Annotated in this window: 24 protein-coding genes; 20 read left to right on the top strand and 4 right to left on the bottom strand. The window is 59.7% G+C overall.

Features of this window, described 5'->3' with window-relative positions:
* The first annotated feature begins 21 nt into the window (after positions 1–21).
* Positions 22–1794, top strand: coding sequence for a hypothetical protein (locus NXY83_RS14265; protein ID WP_258802866.1), 1773 nt, complete (start codon positions 22–24; stop codon positions 1792–1794).
* Between the two features lie 55 nt (positions 1795–1849).
* Positions 1850–2254 (top strand): large conductance mechanosensitive channel protein MscL, encoded by a 405-nt coding sequence (mscL, locus tag NXY83_RS14270; RefSeq protein ID WP_258802867.1) that lies wholly within the window; start codon positions 1850–1852, stop codon positions 2252–2254.
* Positions 2255–2317: 63 nt separating this feature from the next.
* On the opposite strand, the gene glmM is transcribed toward mscL, so the two are convergent.
* The 3 genes from glmM to rplM all read right to left on the bottom strand — a co-directional run bounded on the left by glmM (position 2318) and on the right by rplM (position 4844).
* A complete protein-coding gene (gene glmM / locus NXY83_RS14275) occupies positions 2318–3679 on the bottom strand; it encodes a phosphoglucosamine mutase (RefSeq protein ID WP_258802868.1) in 1362 nt (453 codons plus the stop codon).
* Positions 3680–3855: 176 nt separating this feature from the next.
* On the bottom strand, positions 3856–4362 hold the full coding sequence (gene rpsI, locus NXY83_RS14280) for a 30S ribosomal protein S9 (RefSeq protein ID WP_050684362.1): 507 nt from the start codon (positions 4360–4362) through the stop codon (positions 3856–3858).
* A gap of 38 nt (positions 4363–4400) precedes the next feature.
* Complete coding sequence (rplM, locus tag NXY83_RS14285) at positions 4401–4844, bottom strand: 50S ribosomal protein L13 (RefSeq protein ID WP_015937805.1); 444 nt, start codon at positions 4842–4844, stop codon at positions 4401–4403.
* Positions 4845–5149: 305 nt separating this feature from the next.
* Between rplM and NXY83_RS14290 the strand changes: the two genes are divergently transcribed.
* The 18 genes from NXY83_RS14290 to NXY83_RS14375 all read left to right on the top strand — a co-directional run bounded on the left by NXY83_RS14290 (position 5150) and on the right by NXY83_RS14375 (position 20903).
* On the top strand, positions 5150–5806 hold the full coding sequence (locus NXY83_RS14290; protein WP_258806239.1) for a prepilin peptidase: 657 nt from the start codon (positions 5150–5152) through the stop codon (positions 5804–5806).
* Between the two features lie 279 nt (positions 5807–6085).
* Positions 6086–6283: a Flp family type IVb pilin gene (locus NXY83_RS14295; protein ID WP_258802869.1), complete on the top strand. Its 198-nt coding sequence runs from the start codon at positions 6086–6088 to the stop codon at positions 6281–6283.
* 132 nt (positions 6284–6415) lie between these two features.
* The gene (locus tag NXY83_RS14300) at positions 6416–6766 is read left to right on the top strand and encodes a TadE/TadG family type IV pilus assembly protein (RefSeq protein ID WP_258806241.1); all 351 of its coding nucleotides are present in this window, start codon (positions 6416–6418) and stop codon (positions 6764–6766) included.
* Positions 6754–7812 carry a TadE/TadG family type IV pilus assembly protein gene (locus NXY83_RS14305; protein WP_258802870.1) on the top strand — a complete coding sequence of 353 codons (1059 nt, stop codon included), beginning with the start codon at positions 6754–6756 and terminating at the stop codon, positions 7810–7812. Before NXY83_RS14300 ends, NXY83_RS14305 begins: the two co-directional genes overlap by 13 nt.
* Before the next feature lie 52 nt (positions 7813–7864).
* Complete coding sequence (gene cpaB, locus NXY83_RS14310) at positions 7865–8647, top strand: Flp pilus assembly protein CpaB (RefSeq protein ID WP_258802871.1); 783 nt, start codon at positions 7865–7867, stop codon at positions 8645–8647.
* On the top strand, positions 8647–9846 hold the full coding sequence (locus NXY83_RS14315) for an AAA family ATPase (RefSeq protein ID WP_258802872.1): 1200 nt from the start codon (positions 8647–8649) through the stop codon (positions 9844–9846). Before cpaB (NXY83_RS14310) ends, NXY83_RS14315 begins: the two co-directional genes overlap by 1 nt.
* A complete protein-coding gene (locus tag NXY83_RS14320) occupies positions 9843–11291 on the top strand; it encodes a CpaF family protein (RefSeq protein ID WP_258802873.1) in 1449 nt (482 codons plus the stop codon). Before NXY83_RS14315 ends, NXY83_RS14320 begins: the two co-directional genes overlap by 4 nt.
* A gap of 1 nt (position 11292) precedes the next feature.
* Positions 11293–12234 carry a type II secretion system F family protein gene (locus tag NXY83_RS14325; RefSeq protein ID WP_258802874.1) on the top strand — a complete coding sequence of 314 codons (942 nt, stop codon included), beginning with the start codon at positions 11293–11295 and terminating at the stop codon, positions 12232–12234.
* Positions 12235–12244: 10 nt separating this feature from the next.
* Entirely contained in the window at positions 12245–13123 is an 879-nt protein-coding gene (locus NXY83_RS14330; RefSeq protein WP_258802875.1) for a type II secretion system F family protein, read from the top strand.
* A gap of 254 nt (positions 13124–13377) precedes the next feature.
* Positions 13378–13599 (top strand): Flp family type IVb pilin, encoded by a 222-nt coding sequence (locus tag NXY83_RS14335; RefSeq protein WP_258802876.1) that lies wholly within the window; start codon positions 13378–13380, stop codon positions 13597–13599.
* A 108-nt stretch (positions 13600–13707) separates the two neighbouring features.
* Positions 13708–14082, top strand: a complete 375-nt coding sequence (locus NXY83_RS14340) for a TadE family protein (RefSeq protein ID WP_258802877.1) — start codon at positions 13708–13710, stop codon at positions 14080–14082.
* Positions 14079–15101: a Tad domain-containing protein gene (locus NXY83_RS14345; protein WP_309484082.1), complete on the top strand. Its 1023-nt coding sequence runs from the start codon at positions 14079–14081 to the stop codon at positions 15099–15101. The genes NXY83_RS14340 and NXY83_RS14345 overlap by 4 nt, the downstream gene beginning before the upstream one ends.
* Before the next feature lie 24 nt (positions 15102–15125).
* Entirely contained in the window at positions 15126–15863 is a 738-nt protein-coding gene (gene cpaB, locus NXY83_RS14350; protein WP_258802880.1) for a Flp pilus assembly protein CpaB, read from the top strand.
* Entirely contained in the window at positions 15860–17059 is a 1200-nt protein-coding gene (locus NXY83_RS14355) for an AAA family ATPase (protein ID WP_258802881.1), read from the top strand. The genes cpaB (NXY83_RS14350) and NXY83_RS14355 overlap by 4 nt, the downstream gene beginning before the upstream one ends.
* The gene (locus NXY83_RS14360; RefSeq protein WP_258802882.1) at positions 17056–18528 is read left to right on the top strand and encodes a CpaF family protein; all 1473 of its coding nucleotides are present in this window, start codon (positions 17056–17058) and stop codon (positions 18526–18528) included. Before NXY83_RS14355 ends, NXY83_RS14360 begins: the two co-directional genes overlap by 4 nt.
* A gap of 9 nt (positions 18529–18537) precedes the next feature.
* The gene (locus NXY83_RS14365) at positions 18538–19467 is read left to right on the top strand and encodes a type II secretion system F family protein (RefSeq protein WP_258802883.1); all 930 of its coding nucleotides are present in this window, start codon (positions 18538–18540) and stop codon (positions 19465–19467) included.
* A gap of 2 nt (positions 19468–19469) precedes the next feature.
* Positions 19470–20354, top strand: coding sequence for a type II secretion system F family protein (locus NXY83_RS14370; RefSeq protein ID WP_258802884.1), 885 nt, complete (start codon positions 19470–19472; stop codon positions 20352–20354).
* Positions 20355–20450: 96 nt separating this feature from the next.
* On the top strand, positions 20451–20903 hold the full coding sequence (locus NXY83_RS14375; RefSeq protein WP_258802885.1) for an Hpt domain-containing protein: 453 nt from the start codon (positions 20451–20453) through the stop codon (positions 20901–20903).
* 5 nt (positions 20904–20908) lie between these two features.
* Here the strand turns inward: NXY83_RS14375 and NXY83_RS14380 are convergent, their stop codons facing one another.
* Positions 20909–21700: a response regulator transcription factor gene (locus NXY83_RS14380; RefSeq protein WP_258802886.1), complete on the bottom strand. Its 792-nt coding sequence runs from the start codon at positions 21698–21700 to the stop codon at positions 20909–20911.
* Positions 21701–21874: the final 174 nt, after the last annotated feature.

Genomic DNA, 21874 nt, shown 5'->3' on the forward strand with positions numbered 1-21874 from the left:
TACATTGGCCGGATGGGGGACATGGAAGAAACCGATGCACAGGGCGCCACCGACAGCATCATTGCACGCATCAGCGATTTAGCCCGGAAAGACCAGACGCAGCGTCAGGACGCTGACGAAAAGCGGGTCCTCGCGCTGAACAAGGCGTTGGCCTTCTTGCGGGAGCTCAGCCCGCGTACGCTTCAGGCGCTGGACAGGGAATTTGCCAGGCCTGACAGCATCGCAACGTCCGGTGTCTTCAATACGGGTTTCCATGGCGGGCCCGGGGTCGCGCAGTTCATCAGAAGTTATTGTTCTCCTTCCAGCGGTCTTCCACTGGCTCCCCATTCAGCCGCGGCAGTGGACGTAAGGCTCAACGACGTGTTGCTGTTCCGCGACATTTTGCTGGCACACGGTGAAACCATGTTTTTCCAATGCCTCACCCGGGTGAAGGACATCCTGGGTTTCGGTATGGAAGACAGCCTGGCACGGGAAGGCGCACGCAAGTACGGTGCGCGTGGAGTCGTTCTGCTGCTGAACACTGCTCATTCGCTGGCAAAGCTTCAACTCCAGAAAACATCGGCCCACGTTACGGCGAGCATGGGTTACGCGGGCATCGATGCCTGGGCAGACGCCAAAGACGACTGCCACTTCATGACTGCGGAGTTTGCAAAATGGATCCTTCAGCGGGGGCCCAGTCCGAGGGACATTTCCGGATTGGTTACCAAGGGCCGCTTGGACAGATTCGGCATCTCGCCGTCGGACGTGGAACCTGAGCTGCTGCTGGCGGAACTATCCAAGATGGACACAGATGCCGGAGCATCCGCCCTGGCCAGTTGGAGCGGCCTCCCGCAGGGTTCGGGGCGGGCCGACCGCCGGAGCAGCCTCGCGGATCTTAGCGACCGCGGAGAGCGGAGCTTCGATGTTCAAGGCGTAGCCGGTGTGAAGACGTCGGGCGACGCCTTTGAGGCACACATCTGGCGGCGTCAGTCCAAGCTACGGGCGCGGCAGTTGAAGAGCTTGTGCTGGCTTATGGGCTCGTTCGGTGTCCCGGCCTTCGCCTTGTGGCTCTCTTGGCCTATGGTTCAGCAGCTGCTGGCGAGGTCTTCCCTTGATGCCTCGACAGGCGCAGTCACATTCCTCTTGGTAGAACTCCTCGGAGGTACCCTTCTCGCCATGGGCGCGGTGACCTTGATCGACATGCGTACCAGCGGGTTCTTCGCGCTGGCGCGCGCGATGAGCAGAATGACGGTGTTGCAGGGCAAACGCACGCCGGAGTTTCTTGCCGCTCTTCGTAAACTTCGTCCGGGCATGTTCCACGGCGTACGCTCCGGTGGTGTGCCCAGGTATTTCTCTATGTGTTTCAACACGGAGGGGGCTCTCCTGGTTTCTGGCGGCCGGGTGCCGGATATTGCCGCTGCCTTCCCTTGGGATTCGATTCGTGCCTTAGATCCAGAAGGTGCACCTATGGCGGGAATGAAGAACAGTGACACCAGCCAGGGGGTCGTGCTGCGGGTTGACCATCAAGGCGATGAGGTAAGACTTGCGTTCCCGCTCGAACGGGCAAAGGTGGCCTGGACAACGCGAAGGTATCTGGAAAAAAAGCCGCTTGACGGTGCCGTGGGGATAATTCAAGGATTGCGGTCGCTTAGCCTGGCGGGGGTTGCCTTGTCTTTCAGTGACTGGTCGCGGCAGCAGGCTCAGCTTGCGGCCGAGCAGCTACGTATACGTCGCGGGCAGGTTTATCGGGGTCTGGCAGCCGCGGCACTTATCTGTCTTGCCGGGCCGTTGATCCTGGTGTTGTTCCTGCGGTAGATCCTGGCGCACGCGTGTCATAGCCACTTGTCGCCTTTGCGTTAGCGTGGTTGTCATGCTGACTGGATTCAAGAATTTCATTATGAAGGGCAACGTTGTTGACCTTGCCGTCGCCGTTGTGATCGGCACCGCTTTCGGGTCCGTGGTGACGGCGCTGGTGAACAAGGTACTGATGCCCTTCATTGCAGGGCTGGTGGGCTCCCCCAACTTCGACAGCTTCGCCAAGGTGGACCTGAACGGCAACGCCATCGAGTTCGGCGTCCTGCTGACAGCCATCGTCAATTTCCTGCTGATTTCCGCTGCCATCTACTTCATCGTGGTGATGCCCATGAACCACATGATTGAAAGCCGCAACCGCAGGCTGGGGATCAACCAGGGCGTCAAGGAAGAGTCTGCTGAGGACCCGCAGATCGCGCTGCTGACCGAGATCCGTGACGCGTTGAAGAGCCGCTCTTCCTGAGCCCCGTTTTAAGCGACAGGGGCCCGCTTCCTTTCGGAAGCGGGCCCCTTCGCTTAATGCCGGTTACTCGCTGACCAGCTCCAAGGCTAGTTCTGTCCGGACTACCTGGGAGAGGTGTTCGGCGATGGACTGGGCAGTCTGTTCGTCGGCGGCCTCGACCATCACACGCACAACGGGCTCAGTGCCGGAAGGCCGGAGCAGCACGCGGCCGGTATCGCCCAGCGCTGCTTCCGCTGCCGCCACCGCCTGGGCCAGGACCTCGTTGCTCTTCACTCCGGCGCGGTCCACACCCTTGACGTTGATGAGTACCTGCGGAAGCTTGGTCATGACCGTGGCCAGTTCCTTGAGTGGCTTTCCGGTCAGGGCAATCCGGGCCGCGAGCTGCAGACCGGTCAGCACGCCGTCACCGGTGGTGGCGTGGTCGGCGAAGATCACGTGGCCGGACTGTTCGCCACCCAGGTTGAACCCGCCGTCGCGCATTTCCTCGAGGACGTAACGGTCCCCCACTGCCGTTTCACGGATGCTGATGCCGGCCTGGCGGAGCGCGATCTTCAGGCCGAGGTTACTCATGACGGTAGCCACCAGGACGTCATCCTTGAGCTTGCCCGACTCTTTAAGGGCGACGGCGAGGATGGCCATGATCTGGTCGCCGTCCACCTCGTTGCCCTCGTGGTCCACAGCGAGGCAGCGGTCCGCGTCGCCGTCGTGGGCGATCCCTAGGTTGGCGCCGTACTTCAGCACAGCATCCTTGAGGGGGCCCAGGTGGGTGGAGCCGACGCCGTCGTTGATGTTGTGGCCGTCCGGGTCGGCGCCGATGACGATGACGTCCGCGCCGGCGTCCTTGAAGACCTGGGGCGAGCAGCCGCTCGCGGCTCCGTGGGCGCAGTCGAGGACGACTTTAAGCCCGTCCAGGCGGTGCGGAAGGGTCTGGAGGAGGTGGACGATGTAGCGGTCCTCGGCATCCGAGAAGCGCTGGATGCGGCCGACGTCTGCTCCAACGGGACGCACGGCTTCCCTGGTCATCTGTGCCTCGATGGCGTCTTCCACCTCGTCGGGGAGCTTCTGGCCGCCGCGGGCGAAGAACTTGATGCCGTTGTCCGGTGCGGGGTTGTGGGAGGCGGAGATCATGACGCCGAAGTCCGCATCCAGGTCTGCAACCAGATAGGCCGCGGCCGGCGTGGGGAGCACGCCGGCGTCATAGACGTCCACGCCTGAGCTGGACAGCCCCGCCTCCACCGCTGCGGCAATGAACTCGCCGCTGGCACGCGGATCACGGGCCACCACGGCGCGCGGCCTGCTGCCGTTTGAGTTGCGGTCGTGGCCGAGCACGACGGCGGCCGCCTGGGCCAGCTGCATGGCCAGCTCTGCTGTCAGCAAGCCATTGGCCAGCCCCCGGACACCATCAGTTCCAAATAATCTAGACACCGGTCAAGTCTAGAGGATGGGGGTGGTTGGGCTTGAAACGGCTGGCCAGTACGTCGTCCGAGGGCTCTGGGGCGGCAAAGGCTCAAGTTCCAGCGCCCCGTCCCTCCCGGTAAATCATTGCTTAACGACAAAAGCCCGCCCCGCCAATGGCGGGACGGGCTCCTGTGCAAGCGGGATTAGCGCTTGGAGTACTGCTGAGCCTTACGGGCCTTCTTGAGGCCGGCCTTCTTACGCTCGATGACGCGGGCGTCGCGAGACAGGTAACCGGCCTTCTTCAGCGTGGCGCGGTTGTTCTCGACGTCGATCTCGTTCAATGAACGGGCGATGCCGAGGCGCAGGGCACCGGCCTGGCCGGAGATGCCGCCCCCGTGGATGCGGGCGATGACGTCGTAGGCGCCTTCGAGATCCAGGATCTTGAAGGGCTCGTTGACGTCCTGCTGGTGCAGCTTGTTCGGGAAGTAGTTGTCCAGCGCGCGGCCGTTGATGGTCCACTTGCCGGAGCCGGGAACAACGCGGACGCGGGCAACGGCTTCCTTGCGGCGGCCAACAGCTGCGCCGGCAACGGTCAGGGCCGGACGCTCCTTCTTCGGCGCAGCGGCGTCAGCAGCTGAGCTTTCAGAGGTGTAGCTGGTCAGGGTTTCCTCAGCCTCAACGGCTTCGGTGGTCTCTTCGTTCTGAGCCACGGTTCTCCTTGTATAGATAAGTTGTTTGGTGGCCAGGACTACTGGGCGACCTGGGTGATTTCGAAAGTCTTGGGCTGCTGGGCGGCGTGCGGGTGCTCAGCACCGCGGTACACCTTCAGCTTGCCCAGCTGCTGTGCAGCGAGGGAGTTCTTGGGGAGCATGCCCTTGATGGCCTTCTCAACGGCGCGGACCGGGTTGGATTCCAGCAGTTCCGCGTAGTTGACGGAGGTCAGGCCGCCCGGGTAGCCGGAGTGGCGGTATGCGCGCTTCTGCTCCAGCTTGGCGCCGGTGAGGGCAACCTTTTCAGCGTTGATGATGATGACGAAGTCGCCCATGTCCATGTGGGATGCAAAGGTGGCCTTGTGCTTGCCGCGCAGCAGGATTGCGGTCTGGCTCGCGAGACGACCAAGGACAACGTCTGTGGCGTCAATGACGTGCCACTGGCGGTTGATATCGCCGGGCTTCGGGGTGTACGTACGCACGGTGTTTGCCTCGTTCTTATTCTGGCGTTCTTGTTTAGGAGCCACTCAGGGGTGGGCACCTACTATCTGCGCGCTACCGGAACAGAGGTGAGGGCTCTATGTAACCAGTCATCCTGTGGTTCCGAATGTGCACGTTGAGTAGTTATCCTGCAACCGGATTCTCAAGCGGGCACGCACCATCGGAATAGGACACGCACAACGACTACCAAGATTAGCGCGTTAAGGGGTTCAGGGTCAAAATGGGGTAGCCGGAGGCTGCTTTAGCACCTGCGGCCTGACGGACGCAGGGGGTCGCGGTGTTTGCAATGGGTTATGACGGTTACGCAGGGTGGCTCCTGGTCCTTGGCGCCGGCGTCCTGGGATTGATCCTCTCCCCTGCCGCCGAGCTCCTCATCGCCAAGCATCTTCCCAGGCTGGGCGGGCTTCCCACCCTTCCCGTCAGGATCACGACGGCGGCGCTCACCGGCCTGACGTGCGCCACCTTTAGTTGGCGGTTTGGAATGGGCCTTGCCCTGCCGGCTTTTATCTTTCTGGCCGTGCTGGGCGTCCAGCTCGCCCGGATCGATGTCGCACTGCATTTGCTCCCCAACCCGCTCGTACTAATCCTGTTCGCAGGTGGATTTTCGCTCTTTTTGGTGCCCGGGCTATTGAATAAGCAGGCTGATGACCTGCTGCGTGCCGTGCTTGGGGCCGTCATTTTGTTTGCCGGCTACCTTATTTTGGGACTTATTTCCCCCGGGGGCATCGGCATGGGCGACGTGAAGCTTGCGGCGCCCGTCGGCCTTTACCTCGGGTACTTAGGCTGGAGCCAGCTGCTCTACGGCGGCCTCCTGGGCTTCATCCTGAACGGCGCAGTCACAGTGCTGGTCCTCAGCCGAAAAGGCCGGAATAAAGCATCAGAAGTGGCCCACGGCCCCTCGATGCTCGCCGCTCTTGCCGGGGCCAGCCTCTTCATCTTGTAGCAATCTGCGGCAGGACGTGCCATTTACTTCCTGCTCAAACGTGCCGTCCATCCAAGTAGTCGACCCGTGTACTCAGTTACCTTTCTGAGTACCACACCTTCCTTTCGAGTACGTACTTTTAGTGCCCTTTGAAAAAGTAGAGTACCACTACGCATTGTTGCCCCTGTCCCCCGAATGACAATCTCTCCTTAGCGAAGTCCAGCCGCTAAGGAATTATGGGGGCAGCTGGAAATTCGTTGAAATCAAATAAACCCATTTCACCGAATTAAGGAAATTACAATGACTTCTCTCTTGGTCTCAATGACTGCTTTCATCGCCGGCGTCAAGGATCGCCTCAACCGTGAGGAAAAGGGCGCAACGATGGTTGAGTACGGCCTGATGGTCGCATTGATCGCCATCATTGTCATCGCCGGCCTGATCGTCCTCGGGCCTGCCATCCGTGACATGTTTATCGGCATCCGGGCAAACCTGCCGTAACCATATCTGAGCTCCGGTGGTTCTGGCGGCCTCTTGCAGGGCCGCCAGAACCCTCGCTTTTATCCCAGTTCCAAGGTCCAGGAGTAGATCTTGAAAGTAAGCAAGAACGAACGCGGAGCAGTCGCGGTAGAGATGGCAATTGTCCTCCCCGTTCTGCTGTTGATCCTTATTGGCACCATGGAGTTTGGCAGGGTTTTCAACGTTCAAAATTCGCTAACTCAAGCGGCCCGTGAGGGTGCACGCGAAGCCGCCATCCATTACAACCGAAGCACGCTAGATGTGGAAGGAACTGCCCTGGCATCTGCTCCGTCGCTCGCTGGCCTCGGTGTAAGCGTGACCCATAATGCTGGGAGTTGCGCTCCCGACGCTGACGTTCAGGTAACGACAAGGGTGACGTTGCCTTCCATGACCGGATTCCTGGACACAGGCGGCCTCTTTCCCATGACTTTGACTGGCGTAGGAGTAATGAGATGCGGTGGCTGAAGAAGACATCAAAGACCGCTGCATCAGAAACCGTCAAGTGCAAGGAGCAGGAGCAGGGCGCTGCGGCTGTACTCGTTGCACTTTCCATGGTGGTACTTCTTGGTTTTTCTGCCCTGGCCGTTGATGTAGGCGCGATGTATGCCGAGAAGGCGCAGCTGCAGAACGGCGCCGATGCCACCGCGCTGGCCATCGCCGGCGACTGCGCCAAGGGTGGGAACTGTGCCACTGCAATGACGGCTGAGTCTAATCGGCTAGCGGACGACAACGCGAATGACGGCTCGAGTGGCGTTTTTTCCGTTACACAACCAACTGCCACAAGTGTTCGGGTAGAAACTAATGCTCAGGCAGTGGGTTCTACAGCAGACAGTTTTGGCCTCTATTTCGCTCGCGTTATGGGCATCGATACGGCAATAATCCATGCCCGGGCCGAAGCTAGCTGGGGTGCACCCTCTGCAGCGACCACGCTTCCTTGGACCATCAGCCAATGTGTTTTTGAGAAGTACTTGTCACCGAGCCAGCTCGCGGAGTTGAACTCAACTGGCAGTTTCACTGGTGATCCCATGGCGACACACATCTTGCTTCGATATGACGAAAACACGCCTGATTTCCCAGGTTGCCCTCCGCAGAACGGATATGCACCAGGAGGTTTTGGGTGGCTTGACTTGGATTCAGGTTGCAGCGCAAACATCAACATCGCGAACAGCGAGATTGGGAATGAACCCGGCCTCAACTTCCCGAGCGCCTGTGATGGGATCATCGCCACGATCAAAGACGAACCTATTCTTCTGCCGATCTTTGACACCGCAACGGGTACAGGGCAGCACGCAACCTACGGCCTGGTCGGATTCATCGCTTTTCAAGTGACGGGGTACAAGTTCGGCGGTGGTCCTAACGTTACAAGTCTGGACCCCGCAGCCCCCTCATGCACCGGCAATTGCCGAGGCATCCAGGGCTTCTTCACCCGCTATGTCTCCCTCGAAGAGGGCCTTTCGACCAGCGGTGGAGCACCAAACTACGGAGCATCCACAGTTTGGCTCTCGGAGTAGCCGCCGGCTCTCCCCTCGCAAGTCAACACGAAAAGTTGAAGGAGCTATAAAAGTGAAATCACGCCTACTGGGAGGCATCGCAGCACTGCTGTTGGCAGTAATAGGGACTGTGCTGTTGGTCGTATATGTGCAGGGTGCGGACAACAGAGCCGCACAAGGCCTTGAACCCATCAACGTATTGGTCGTCAAGGAGGCAGTTCCTGCCGGCACGAAAGCCGAGGATCTGAATAACTTTGTACAGATCGAAGCTGTCCCGCAAGCCGCCGTTCCCGAGGGCGCTTTGGAGCGATTGAATGAGCAGAACGGCAAAATAACATCAGTAGACCTGGAGCCTGGTGAGCAACTCCTAGCATCCAGGTTGGTCGATCCACGCGAACTGGTACCGGGTACTGTCCCGGTGCCTGAGGGTCTCGAAGAAGTTACCTTCCTCTTGGCGCCGGAAAGAATTCTGGGTGGCAGGCTCGAGGCTGGTGACACGGTGACTGTTTATACATCCTTCAAATCTGAGGAAGACATGCCGGCGGATGCTCCCGTTCCGGCCGAAGTGAAGGGATGGAAGCAGTCCACTGGTTTGCTGTTCCACGACGTGCTCGTAACGGCTGTTCAAAAGGCAGCTCCGGAAACAAAGCAGACAGCGGGAAACGACGGTTCCGGTAGTACTGACAGTGGCATCGAAATGCCGAACGGCTCCGCGTTCGTCACTGTGGCCAGGACTGACGCTGACGCAGCCAAGATGGTCTTTGGAGCCGAGTTCGGCACCATTTGGCTTGCCAAGCAGTCTGGCACAAGCACCAAGAGTGATCCGCCGGTTACCACCTTTGGAGGGTTGTACTAATGAGTCGTTTCGTAGCCGTCACGGCAGTTCGTGATTTCGAAGGCCGCATAAGGCAAGCCGTCGCAGGTGCCCTACACGGCGAACTGCAAACGCTTTCGCCCGAGGTCATGTCCGGAGGGCCTGACCACGTATTGCAGCAGCTGCATGGCGCCCCGCCAGAGGTACTGATACTTGGGCCGGGGGTCGGTCCGGCTGACGCGCTGAAATTGGCCACGGTGTTCGACCTCCAGTACCCAGAGGTAAGCCTTCTTTTGGTAGCTGACCCTAGTCCCGATCTTGTTCTTCAAGCTATGCACGCCGGCATCCGTGACGTGGTAACACCTGAAATCGTGGTGAATGACCTCCGGATACTGCTTGAGAGAGCCTGCCTGGCGGCCGCCAGCAGGCGGCGTGGAATGGCACCAGCTCAGGATTCGGGTCAGGAACGCGGTCGCGTTATTGCCGTAATGTCACCGAAGGGTGGCGTCGGCAAGACCACGGTAGCCACGAACCTGGCCATTGGGCTGGGAAAAGTTGCCCCGATGAGCGTCGTCATAGTCGATCTGGACCTTCAGTTCGGAGATGTGGCGTCGGGGCTGCTCCTGGAACCCGAACATTCGATCACGGACGCCGTGCATGGAACAGCAGCCCAGGACTCTATGGTCCTTAAAGCGTTCCTGACAGTACATTCCGCTGGAATTTACGCTCTTTGCGCTCCTAGGACTCCGGCGGAGTCGGATTACATTACCGCAGACCACGTCACAAGGCTGATCAACCAGCTGGCGAGCGAGTTCAAATATGTAGTCGTGGATACTGCTCCCGGCTTGGGCGAACACGTTCTGGCAACACTCGAGTTGGCTACTGATGGCGTGTGGGTCTGTGGCATGGATGTTCCCAGCGTGCGGGGCCTTCGCAAGTGCTTTGGGGTGCTCAAGGAGCTGCAACTCCTCCCACAGGGCAGGCACACTGTTCTAAATTTCGCCGATCGGAAAAGCGGTTTGTCGGTGCAAGATGTGGAGGCAACCATTGGCGTCCCTGTGGACACGATTGTTCCACGTTCCCGGACCCTTCCCTTCTCGACAAACCGGGGAGTTCCGGTGCTTCAGGCCTCTTCAAGGGACAGTGCCTCCAAAGGCCTCAAGAAACTCGTTGATCGATTCGATCCAGCTTGGGTCGCTTCGAGCCAGAACAAACTGCACCGACGGGTGGTGGTGTCATGAAGCTTTCAGATCGTCTTAGCCGTTCGCAAGCAGACGGCACCGAGGCAGGAGTGGTTACGGCAGCTGTATCTCCAAACCCGGTGGAAGCCGCTTTGTCCCCGCAGCTCAGCCCTACACGTCCAGCTTCGTTGGGAGGTCTGCCAGTTGTTCAACCAATTGATGCCTTGGCCGGCCTGAAACAACGCGCGGCTCTGGCCCTTTTCGAGCGGATGGGCTCCCGGTCTGCTGACGCCTCGTCATCCGAGGAAGAATTACGGTCCCTGGCTGTGGAAGAGCTGTCGACGGTCATCGATCAGGAACAAGTTCCGCTCTCACCTGAAGAAAGACGCCGACTCATCCGTGAGATCGCGGACGAAGTCATGGGCTACGGCCCACTACAGCGACTCCTTGAGGACCCGTCGGTCACGGAAATCATGGTCAATCGATTCGACCAAATTTACATTGAGAGGCACGGCCATCTCACGATGACCGGGTACCAATTCAGTTCTGATGACCATCTTCGGAAGGTTATCGAACGAATTGTTTCCCGCGTAGGCCGGCGGATCGACGAATCCTCGCCCCTCGTGGATGCCAGGCTGGAAGACGGCTCTCGCGTGAACGCCATAATTCCTCCCTTGGCCGTTAATGGCCCCTCGTTGACTATCCGAAAGTTCAGCAAAGTACCGCTGACAGTTCAGAATCTGATCGAGTGGGGCTCCGTTACTCCGGAGATGGCTGAGCTGTTGAGTGCCTGCGTCCAAGCCCGCCTCAACATCATCGTGTCGGGTGGAACGGGCACCGGCAAAACAACCCTGCTCAATGTGCTGTCTTCCTTCATTCCGGCTGACGACAGGATTGTCACTATTGAAGACGCCGTGGAACTACAACTCCAGCAGGACCACGTGGTGCGGTTGGAAAGCCGCCCCCCGAACATTGAGGGGCGGGGAGCAATCAGCATTAGGGATCTGGTCCGAAACTCGCTCCGCATGAGGCCTGACCGGATCATCGTTGGTGAAGTCCGTGGCGGGGAATCCTTAGACATGCTGCAAGCCATGAACACGGGCCACGACGGGTCATTGTCCACGGTTCACGCGAACTCTCCGCGCGATGCCATCGCAAGGTTGGAGACTTTGGTTTTGATGGCAGGAATGGACCTGCCGCTTCGTGCCATAAGGGAACAGGTGGCGTCGGCCGTCGACCTCATCGTCCAGGTAACAAGGCTTCGAGACGGCAGCAGGCGCGTGACGCATGTGACGGAAGTGCAGGGGATGGAAGGCGAAATAGTCACCTTGCAGGACGCATTCCTGTTTGATTACTCAGCAGGACTGGATGCACAAGGGCGTTTCCTGGGGAGGCCTGTAGCAACAGGCATCCGTCCACGTTTCTTGGACCGCTTTGCTGATGTGGGTATCAGCCTATCGCCAGCTGTCTTCGCTTCGCCCGCTGGCGCGGTTGGGAGAAGATGATATGGATTCTTCGGCCGTATTGATTGGGGCTGTCGTCAGCTGTTTCGGCGCACTGCTTCTGATTTTCGTGGTGGTACTCAAGCCGCGGTATGGAGGCATCCCATTAAACAGAAGGCGTCCCGAATCTGGCTCCGGTGGTTCCAGCATCAGTAGGGTCTCCAGTACCGCGGTCAATGCCATGGATACCGTGATTGGCGACTCGGGAGGGCCCTTCAACGCGACACTTCTATACAACGCAGGGGTGAAATTGGCTCCAGCGGACTTCACGGTGCTGGTCACCGCAGCGGCGTTGGTGACTGGGCTTATCGTTGCCCTCCTTACCAATGTTTTCCTTGGACTAGTGCTGGCAATTGCGGTCCCGTTCCTAGCCAGGATGTACCTGTCGGTTCTCACGGACAAGCGTCGCGGAAAGTTTGACTCACAGCTCATCGATACGATCCAGATGCTTATCGGTGGTCTGCGTGTTGGGCACAGCGTCATGCGATCCATCGAAGCAGCAGCCCAAGAGGCTGATGCTCCGACGTCAGAAGAACTTGCACGCATTGTCAACGAGACCAGAATCGGTAAGGATCCTCGCTTGGCCATCGACGAGGCCGCCACCCGTATGAGAAGCGAAGACTTCCGCTGGATAGGGCAGGCCATACAGATAAACAGAGAAGTGGGCGGTGACCTGGCAGAGGTGCTGGAAGAAGTAGCAGGGACAATCCGGGAACGAAGCGAGATCAAGGGGCATGTTAGGTCGCTAAGCGCTGAAGGCAAGATGTCCGCCTACATTTTGATGGCTCTGCCAGTGGGCGTTGCATTTTTCATCAGCTTGATGAATCCCGGATACATGCGCGTCTTCTTCACCCATCCAGTAGGCATCATCATGCTGGTAGCTAGTGTTCTGATGTTTGTCATAGGTGGCTTTTGGATGAGCCGCACAGTGAAGATTAAGTTTTAGGGGAAGTCACATGTCTCCAATAACCTGGCTCATCATTGCCGCAATAGTGCTACCACTTTCTTATTTCTCGTGGGTACTTGTGACGCTCGATCGACGGGGCGCTCTGGCAGTCCAGAGCAACTTGAACCAAGGATTCAGCGCTGGAGGAACCTCTGACGCTCAGCGGAGTAACATGCTGCTGGGCGTGTCTAAACGGCTGACGCCTAAAGGCTATGAAGCCAAGCTGGACCGGTGGCTTGCATTGGCCGGGCGGCCTCAGTCAATGCCCCTCACCAAGCTCGTCGTCTCAAAACCGCTTCTTGCATTCGGCGGGGCACTCTTTGGCCTGCTCCTTATCAGTAAGTCTCCAACAGCACCCATGTACGGGTTGGCTTTGTTTACCACCGTGCTCCTGTATTTTGTCCCTGATCTCCTGATTTACAACAAGGGCATCAAACGTCAGGAGGCTATTGAACTTGAGCTTCCCAATACCTTGGACCAAATGTTGATTTCCGTGGAGGCGGGGCTCGGCTTTGAATCTGCCATGGCGAGAGCCGGCGAATACGGGGGCGGTCCACTGGCTGAGGAGTTGACGCGAACGCTTCAGGACATCCAAGTGGGTCGGCCAAGGCAGGAGGCATATGATGCGCTAGCTGCCCGTTCGTCCGTCCAAGAGTTGCGGAGTTTCGTGCGGGCCGTCGTCCAGGCCGACAAATACGGCATTGGCATCGCCAAAGTACTCCGCGCACAAGCAAAACAGGCGCGCGTCAAGCGACGCCAGCGGGCTGAAGAAAAAGCAATGAAGCTGCCAGTAAAAGTGCTTTTCCCGTTGCTGCTATTCATTTTTCCTGTGCTCTTCATCGTGCTCCTCGGACCTGCTGTTATCAGCATCATTGAAACCTTCAGCTAAGTAGCGTAGCTCCCCAACCGCGCCGTGAGGCGCCCAAGTACCGGACCCCCTCGGCACCCAGAACCGAGGGGGTCCGTTTGCGTGTCCACAGACCGCCAAACCCAGCGTTATCGCAGGACAGGCGCAGGAAAGGCGCAGGTGAAAAAGCCTTTCCGCAGGATGCTGCAAGATCCGGATATCGCCCTCGATTTGGTTGCTAACTTCGTATCAGAGCTGGTGATGGACCAGCCCCCCAACTCGCTCAGGAGTACAAAATGCTTTCTCTCATCGCTACCCTCCAGACCCTCGGCTTCAACCTGAAGAACCGCCTCCGCGAAGAAAAGGGCGCCACTGCCGTTGAATACGGCATCATGGTTGGCCTCATTTCGGTCGTCATCATCGCCGCCGTCATCATGCTTGGCGGCCAGCTGGATGCACTCTTCGACAGCATCACCGGTAAGCTGCCCGCAGCTCCCGCCGCTCCCGCCGCCACGTAGTTCACAGCTCGAAGCTCAGAGCGTTTCTCTCATAGGTTGGGGTGGTGGAGCCATAGGTTCCGCCACCCACCTTTGTCACTGGCCACTACTAGAAAGAGGCGGCGCCACATGCCGGAAGGATCCGAGCGCGGCGCTGCCGCCGTTGAGTTCGCCATTGTCCTGCCGGTCCTATTGGCGTTGCTACTGGGAATCATGGAGTTTGGCAGGGCCTTCAACACCCAGCTTTCCCTGACAAGTGCTGCCCGGGAAGGCGTACGGGTCATGGCAATCTCCAGCGACCAGGCCGCTGCCAAGGCTGCGACCAAGAACGCTGCCGTTTCTCTCAACCCCGCCCTCGTCGATTCAAATATCTCCTTTTCCCAAGCATCATGCGCACCCACCCAGCAAATGACCGTAACGATCCAATACACGCTTAGCACCATCACTGGCTTTGCAGGCCCGTTTGCGTTGACCGGAAAGGGCGTGATGCTGTGCGGCGGATGACATACCCGAAGGGCCGCCAGGACAGCGAGCGCGGCGGAGTCGCAGTGATCGTGGCGCTGCTCATGGTTGTATTGCTCGCCTTCACCGCGTTGACCGTTGACGTGGGTGTGCTCTATTCAGAACGGGCCCAGCTGCAGAACGGTGCCGATGCCTCGGCATTAGCGGTCGCACAGAAATGTGCCAGCAGTCTTGCTGATCCCCAGTGTTCTTCCAGCTCTCCCCTGGCTTCGAGCTTGGCCAACCAGAATGCCCTGGATGGCATGAGCAACGTACAGTCAATTTCCCTGGACACGACGGCCAGGAAAGTCAGGGTGCAGACATCGGCCCGGGAGACGGGAGCGGCAGCCAATTCAGTGTCCCTGTACTTCGCGCAAGCACTCGGCATCACCAGCGCCGAGGTGGGCGCCAGCTCGTCCGCGGTTTGGGGCAGTCCCGTCAAGGGACCCGCACCGTTCCCCATAACTGTTTCCATCTGCCAAGTCCGCGACAGGGCAGGGGTTATGCAACTACTGCAGCTGCATGGGAAAAACACCAACGCCGACTGCAACTACGGACCGTCAGGCGCCGCTGTGGAAGGCGGATTCGGGGGCCTCAAACAGGGGGCAGGACAGTGCGGGGCGTTCATTGACATCGCAACGTCCAGTGCGGGCGGAGAAACTGGTAACAATGCGCCACCGAATTGCGAAGCCACGCTTAACGGCTGGGCCGCAGACATGAACGCCGGCAAAGACGTGATCCTCCTGCTGCCGATTTTCAATTCCGTCACGGGAACAGGATCCGGCGCTGTCTACGGACTAACAACCTTCGCCGCGTTTAAGGTCGCGGGATGGAAAGTTGGCAGTTCAGGGCTTCCCTACACATTCCGCAACCGATCACCCGACGTCCCCTCCGGCCTTGAATGCCGGGAGCCGTGCCGCGGCATCATCGGCACGTTCGTGAAGTACGTTTCTTTGATGGATGGTTACACTCTGGGCCCTGTCAATACTGATGGTGCCACCATAGTGCGTATGACAAACTAGTAAAGCCCGACCACAGGAGAGTCAGTGAAATCTCGCTTATTGGCAGGAACCGCTGCTGTCCTGCTCGGAATCATCGGGATGGTCCTGGTTTTCTCTTACGCCCAGGGCGCTGACCGCAGGGCGCAGGAAGGGCTGAAGCCGGTCGACGTGTTGGTCGTTCAAGAAGCAGTACCCGCCGGCACTCCCGTGGAGGCGCTGGCCAAATCCCTTGCCCTCAAGCCGGTCCCTGCCAACGCAGTACCGGGCAGTGCCTTGAAAAATCTTGATGCCGCTGCCGGGAAAGTCACCGGTGCTGACCTGGTTCCCGGCGAGCAACTCGTAGCCGAACGGCTCTTGGACCCCGCGGAACTGCAAACCCCGGGTTCCGTCCCGGTACCCGAGGGGCTCCAGGAAGTGTCCGTGGCATTGGATCCCCAGCGCACCGTGGGTGCGCGGCTTGTTGCAGGGGACACCGTTGGCATGTTCATCTCCTTCCCCGCAGGTCCATCAGAGACCAATGCACCCCCGGAAACCACGCAGTTCGTCTTCCACCGCCTCCTGATCTCTGGCATCCAACAGACAGCCGCGCCGGCGCAGGAGGAGACCGCCGGTACACCGGCCCTCCCTACGGGGACCATGATGGTCACTTTCGCAGTTGACGCTGCGACGGCGGCCCGCATTGTCTTCGCCGCAGAATTCGGCACTATCTGGCTGAGTAAAGAATCCGAGCAAGCCGCCCCGGGTGCAGCTGAGATCATCCGGAAGAACAGGATGTACAAGTGAGCCGGTTCGTCCTCATCACCCCCAATGGCGACTTCGACGCCCGGCTGAGACAGGCAGTGTCCGAAGGACTGCATGGAGCGGTACAGACGTTCGCAACCGACGTCGTCCCCTCTGAACCGCAGCACCTGTTCGAACAGATGAACCAGGAACAGCCTGAAGTGCTGATCCTGGGACCTGAAGTACCCATTGAGGACGCCCTCCGCCTCGCCACCGTCTTTGACGTCCGGTTTCCTGAAATCAGCGTCATTCTCGTCGCGGAAGCGGACCCCGATACCGTCTTGCACGCCATGCGCGCCGGTGTCAGGGATGTCCTCCATCCCGCCTCGGACCCCGCCCAGATCCGGGTGATCCTTGAACGCGGTTGCCAGGCTTTTGCCAGCCGCCAGCGGAACCACGAGGAACAGGCCGCGGACCCTACCCCCAAGGGACTGGTTATCGGCGTTTTTTCTCCAAAAGGCGGGGTGGGCAAGACCACCATAGCGACGAACATTGCCGTGGGGCTGGGCAAGATCGCACCGATGAGCGTAGTGCTTGTGGACCTGGATCTTCAATTCGGAGATGTGGCATCCGGTTTGGATCTGGACCCTGAACACACGGTGACCGATGCGGTTACCCCGTCTGCGAGCCAGGATTCGTTGGTGCTCAAGGCCTTCCTCACCGTCCACCCAGCCAGTATCTATGCCCTTTGTGCACCGAAGAATCCTGTCGAAGCCGATGAAATCAGCGTGGAGCAAGTGTCCCGGCTGCTGGAACAACTGGCCGGGGAATTCCAGTATGTGGTGATCGACACCGCTCCGGGCCTGACCGAGATGGTGCTCACCAGCCTGGAGCACTGCACGGACGCCGTCTGGGTAACGGGCATGGACGTGCCCGGCGTCCGCGGGCTGCGTTCAGGGTTGGATGTCCTGCGCCAACTCAACATTCTTCCGGCCTCCAGGCACGTGGTCCTCAATATGGCTGATGCCAAATCCGGGCTGTCCGTCCAGGACGTGGAAGCAACGGTCGGTGCGCCGGTGGATATCAGCATTCCGCGCTCAAAAGCTGTAGCCTACTCCACCAACCGTGGAGTTCCTCTCCTCCAGAGCTCCCGCCGTGACCCGGCCATCAAAGGATTCCAGCGCCTGGTGGAGCGGTTCAACCCGGTCTGGCGCCTCAAGGCGCAACGCCAGCAACACAGAAGGGTGGTAATACGATGAAGCTATCCGAACGCATCAGCATGGCTCAGGCAGCGCCGTCGGATACTGCCCCAAAGAAACCCCGTACTGCAACCGCCAGCCCGCCGCCGCCCCCTGAAGTCCCGGACCAGAAGGACAAGCGCGAGCCCTTGGGGCACCTGCCCAAGCAGCCCGCTGCGCCCAAAGCTAAGGCCGTGGATGCGCTCGCCGGGCTCAAACAGCGGGCGGCCACCTCCCTTTTTGAACGGATGGGGTCGCGTTTCAGCGATTCATCCGTAACCGAGGAGGATCTGCGCAAAGCTGCGCGGGATGAGCTGAGCCAGATTATCGACGGTGAACAGGTTCCGTTGTCGCCGGATGAGCGCACGCGCCTGGTTCGCGACGTCGCTGATGATGTTCTGGGCTATGGGCCGCTGCAGCGGCTCCTCGACGACCCTGACGTCACCGAAATCATGGTCAACAGAATGGACCGGATCTATGTGGAGCGGAAAGGCAAGCTAACGCTCACTGATTCGCAGTTCAGTTCCGAGGCGCATTTGCGCACGGTCATCGAACGCATTGTGTCAAAGGTAGGCCGCCGCATCGATGAATCGTCGCCGCTGGTCGACGCACGTTTGGAAGACGGTTCCCGTGTGAATGCCGTGATCCCGCCGCTGGCAGTGGGAGGATCCTCGTTAACCATCCGTAAGTTCAGCAAGGTTCCCTTGACTGTCAAGAACCTGATCGACTTTGGCACTCTGACGCCTGAGATGGCCGAGCTGCTGAACGCCTGTGTTAAGGCCAAGTTGAACATCATCGTGTCCGGCGGCACCGGAACGGGCAAGACTACCTTGCTCAACGTACTTTCCTCCTTCCTTCCGGACACGGACCGCATCGTTACCATCGAGGACGCCGTCGAGCTTCAGATCCAGCAGGACCATGTGGTCCGTCTCGAAAGCCGGCCGCCCAACACTGAAGGTAAAGGCGAAGTCACCATCCGTGAGCTGCTCCGTAACTCGCTTCGTATGCGTCCGGACCGAATTGTGGTGGGTGAGGTCCGCGGCGGGGAGTCCCTTGACATGCTCCAGGCGATGAATACCGGTCATGACGGGTCCCTCTCCACTGTTCACTCGAACTCGCCGAGGGATGCTGTTGCCCGATTGGAGACCCTCGTCCTCATGGCGGGCATGGACCTCCCGCTGCGTGCCATCCGGGAGCAAATTGCCTCTGCAGTCCACCTGATTGTGCAGATTTCACGGCTTCGGGACGGAACCCGCCGGATCACGCACGTGACCGAGGTGCAAGGCATGGAAGGGGATATCGTCACGCTGCAAGACGCCTTCGTGTTCGACTTCTCGGCTGGGGTGGACAGCCATGGAAAGTTCCTTGGAAAACCGGTCCCGACAGGAATCCGGCCCCGCTTCATCGACCGCTTCGAAGATATGGGGATTCATGTGTCCCCTGGCGTTTTTGGCTCTACCGGCGGGCAGCCCACGCCTGCCAGAGGCTAAGGGGTATGCGTGCTGATCCTCGGAATAGCCCTCATGTCGCTGGCTGTAATTGCCGTTGCCCTCGTGATCGTCGTTCAGTCCCAGCCAGCGGTGCGACGGGACCGTCGGCGTCCGTATGAGCAGGATTCGAAATCCCAGGTTTCGGTCTTCATCGGTTCGGCCGCAGCGGATCTGAACAAGTTTCTGGCCGCAAGGCAGGTCCGGCTTTACAACCCCGAAGCGCTCGAGCGGGCGGGGGTCCGGCTGAACCAGGCTGATTTCATGATCCTCGTGGCCGCCGGGTCCAGCGTTGCCGCCCTGGTCGGCCTGGTGGTCCAAGGACCTTTCCTCGCGGTCCTGTGTGCCTTGGCAATCCCGTTTGCCGCCCAGTTCTACCTGAAGCAGCGGGCGGCAAAACGGCGCAGCCAATTCGACGAGCAACTCGGTGATACCCTGCACCTCTTGACCGGCGGCCTTCGCGCCGGCCACAGCATCCTGCGCTCCATCGACGCCGCGGCCGCCGAATCTCCCAGCCCCACAGCGCAGGAGATGCGGCGCATCGTCACGGAAACAAGTCTGGGCCGTGACCTGCTGTCTGCTTTGAACGACACCGCTGAACGGATGCAAAGCGAAGATTTTGTGTGGATCGCCCAAGCCGTCCAGATTAACCGCGAAGTAGGCGGAAACCTTGCGGAGGTGCTGGACCAGGTCAACGAAACCATCCGGGAGCGCTCCGAAATCAAAGGCCACATCAAAGCCTTGGCCGCTGAGGGAAAATTTTCCGCTTACATACTGATGGCAATGCCTGTGGGCATCATCGCCCTGCTGATGGTCATCAGCCCTGGTTACATGGACGTCATGTTCACTGAAGTTCTGGGATGGATCCTCATAGGCGCGTCGGTTGTGTTTATGACCATCGGCGCCCTGTGGCTCCGCAAGATTGTGGACCTGAAGTTCTGATTATGAATATGCTCGTAATTATCTCCGGCCTCCTGGTGGCGCTGCCATCCGCCTACTTGCTCTGGTCGTTGTTGGGAAGCGACAAGAAAGCCGAGGAGGCTGTCCGTAACAACCTGGTCCGCGGCAAGGACCTGGATGTGGCCGAAGTCAGGGAGGAGGATGGCATTTTCCTCCGCATCGGCCGTCGGATCACTCCCGACGCCTATGTGCGGAAGCTTGACCAGATGCTCAGCCTTGCCGGCCGGCCCCCGTCCATCCCCCTGGGCCGGCTGCTGGCAGCAAAACCCGCTCTTGGGTTTGCCGGTGCGCTTTTCGGCCTGTTCCTCAGCACCGCGGGGTCCAATCCCGTGCTCAAGCTTCTCGGCGCCGTTGTTTTCCTGTTTGGTTACTTCATCCCGGATTTGCTCTTGTTGAGCAAGGCCCAGGAGCGGCAAAAAAAGATCCAGCTCGAACTGGCCAATACCTTGGACCAGATGCTGATTTCCGTTGAAGCTGGCCTCGGCTTTGAAGGAGCCATGGCCCGGGCCGGACAAAATGGAACCGGCCCACTGGCGGAAGAACTGGTGCGGACGCTGCAGGACATGCAGGTTGGCCGGAGCCGCCGCGAGTCCTATCTTGGGCTGGCCCAGCGGACCAGCGCGCCTGAGCTGCGGAGCTTCGTTCAGGCCGTGGTCCAGGCCGATGCCTACGGAATCGCCATCAGCCGGGTGCTGCGGGTGCAGGCTAAGGTCATGCGGGTTAAACGGCGCCAGCGGGCCGAAGAAAAAGCTATGAAGCTGCCTGTCATGGTGCTTTTCCCCCTGCTCTTCTTCATCTTTCCAGTGCTCTTCATAGCCATTCTCGGCCCCACTGTCATTCGTGCAATTGCGGCCTTTACCGGCCAGTAGTTGACATGCGGTCAAGTTTCGCAGGATGCCGCAAGGTTTCCACAAGATCGGCCCAAGTCAAGCCCTGCAGATCAGGTTAGGAAGTAGCCTTGAACAATGCACAGTCCAGATCCCGGCTCCAGCGACGAAAGCGCAGCTGCGGGCTCCGACCCTTCCGGGATCGTAACCGCCCTCTCACAGGAAGCAGCCGGGCACTTGCCTTTCGTTGATGCCGGCGTCCTCGACGAGCTGGAAGACGAGCTGGCCGGCTCGGGTCTCGCCCAGAGCTTCGCGCGCGACTACGCCGCCATGTGGGACCAGCGGTACACCCGCCTGGCAACCGCCGTGCACAGCCAGGACAGCGCCGCCGCCCTGGACGCTGCGATCAGTCTGAAGATCAGCTCCGCCATGGTGGGCGGTGTTCGGCTGTCCAAGCTGGCGGAGCTGCTGGAAACTTTGATCCGCCAGGGTGACTTCGGCAAGGGCAAAGTGCTGATGGAACGTGTCGCCGCAGACGGCGGCCAGACCATTTCCGAGCTCCAGGCAACGTACATCCTGAAGAACGGCTAGTACGGCTACCGCTCGGCCGGCCGGCTCGGAGCCAGCCGGTAACCCACGCCGCGCACGGTCTGCAGCCAACGCGGTGACACCTGGTCTTCCTTGAGCTTCCGCCGCAAATTCCCGATGTGGACCTCGACGGCACGCTCGTCCGCTTCACTGATGTAGGTGTCTTCGTCGTAGAACTCGCCGCGCACCGCCTTCACCAGGTCAGCGCGCGTGCTCACCGCACCGCCGCCGCGCAGCAGGACGTGGAGCAGGTCGAACTCGCTGCGGGTGAGCGCCAGCGGTTCACCCTGGACTTCCACGGTCCGCGTCCGGTGATTCAGAACCAGGCCATTGTGCTGCAGGACGGCGGAGTCGTGCTGCCGTGGAACGGCCGCGGCAGGAGCCGGAGGCCACACGGCCGTTGCCGGCTTCTGTCCACTGACCTCGTGGCGCGGCCGGCGCATCATCGCAGCAACCCGTGCCCGCAGTTCCCGGGGCCGGAAGGGCTTCGCGATGTAGTCATCAGCGCCGGCATTGAGGGCAGAAAGCAGGTCCGGTTCCTCGGTTCTGCCCGTCAGCATCACCACATAGGCATTACTGAAGTGACGGATTCTCCGAAGCACTTCAAACCCGTCAATATCCGGCAGGCCGATGTCCAGCGTCACCACATTGGCCTGCTTGCTGCGGACCGCTTCAACCCCGGCCCGCCCGTCAACTGCTGTATGGACCTCGAAGCCGGCCTGGCTCAAAACCCCTTCGAGGAGGTTTCGAACGTCGGCATCGTCTTCGATTACTACAGCTACACCAAGATCGTCGTCCATTACTATCCCTGAGCCAGGCGGATACGCCCCCCATCAGCCCAGCGCCAATGCCATATCCGCTCCAACTATTTATACGCTACAAGGAAGCCGGGCTGATGACACCCCGTTTCACCATTCGTTTCAGAAAGTCAATTATCATGACAAGACATGTGCATTATGGGCTGGGAAGGATGT

Origin of the sequence: Pseudarthrobacter sp. NS4 (assembly GCF_024758005.1) — a bacterium.
GTDB lineage: Bacteria > Actinomycetota > Actinomycetes > Actinomycetales > Micrococcaceae > Arthrobacter.

Excerpts from the sequence above, each read along its gene's own strand:
- NXY83_RS14265 (WP_258802866.1), top strand. The coding sequence starts at position 22 with ATGGAAGAAACCGATGCACAGGGCGCCACCGACAGCATCATTGCACGC.
- mscL (WP_258802867.1), top strand. The coding sequence starts at position 1,850 with ATGCTGACTGGATTCAAGAATTTCATTATGAAGGGCAACGTTGTTGAC.
- NXY83_RS14290 (WP_258806239.1), top strand. The coding sequence starts at position 5,150 with ATGGGTTATGACGGTTACGCAGGGTGGCTCCTGGTCCTTGGCGCCGGC.
- NXY83_RS14295 (WP_258802869.1), top strand. The coding sequence starts at position 6,086 with ATGACTTCTCTCTTGGTCTCAATGACTGCTTTCATCGCCGGCGTCAAG.
- NXY83_RS14300 (WP_258806241.1), top strand. The coding sequence starts at position 6,416 with ATGGCAATTGTCCTCCCCGTTCTGCTGTTGATCCTTATTGGCACCATG.
- NXY83_RS14305 (WP_258802870.1), top strand. The coding sequence starts at position 6,754 with ATGCGGTGGCTGAAGAAGACATCAAAGACCGCTGCATCAGAAACCGTC.
- NXY83_RS14315 (WP_258802872.1), top strand. The coding sequence starts at position 8,647 with ATGAGTCGTTTCGTAGCCGTCACGGCAGTTCGTGATTTCGAAGGCCGC.
- NXY83_RS14320 (WP_258802873.1), top strand. The coding sequence starts at position 9,843 with ATGAAGCTTTCAGATCGTCTTAGCCGTTCGCAAGCAGACGGCACCGAG.
- NXY83_RS14325 (WP_258802874.1), top strand. The coding sequence starts at position 11,293 with ATGGATTCTTCGGCCGTATTGATTGGGGCTGTCGTCAGCTGTTTCGGC.
- NXY83_RS14330 (WP_258802875.1), top strand. The coding sequence starts at position 12,245 with ATGTCTCCAATAACCTGGCTCATCATTGCCGCAATAGTGCTACCACTT.
- NXY83_RS14335 (WP_258802876.1), top strand. The coding sequence starts at position 13,378 with ATGCTTTCTCTCATCGCTACCCTCCAGACCCTCGGCTTCAACCTGAAG.
- NXY83_RS14340 (WP_258802877.1), top strand. The coding sequence starts at position 13,708 with ATGCCGGAAGGATCCGAGCGCGGCGCTGCCGCCGTTGAGTTCGCCATT.
- NXY83_RS14345 (WP_309484082.1), top strand. The coding sequence starts at position 14,079 with ATGACATACCCGAAGGGCCGCCAGGACAGCGAGCGCGGCGGAGTCGCA.
- NXY83_RS14360 (WP_258802882.1), top strand. The coding sequence starts at position 17,056 with ATGAAGCTATCCGAACGCATCAGCATGGCTCAGGCAGCGCCGTCGGAT.
- NXY83_RS14370 (WP_258802884.1), top strand. The coding sequence starts at position 19,470 with ATGAATATGCTCGTAATTATCTCCGGCCTCCTGGTGGCGCTGCCATCC.
- NXY83_RS14375 (WP_258802885.1), top strand. The coding sequence starts at position 20,451 with ATGCACAGTCCAGATCCCGGCTCCAGCGACGAAAGCGCAGCTGCGGGC.
- NXY83_RS14380 (WP_258802886.1), bottom strand. The coding sequence starts at position 21,700 with ATGGACGACGATCTTGGTGTAGCTGTAGTAATCGAAGACGATGCCGAC.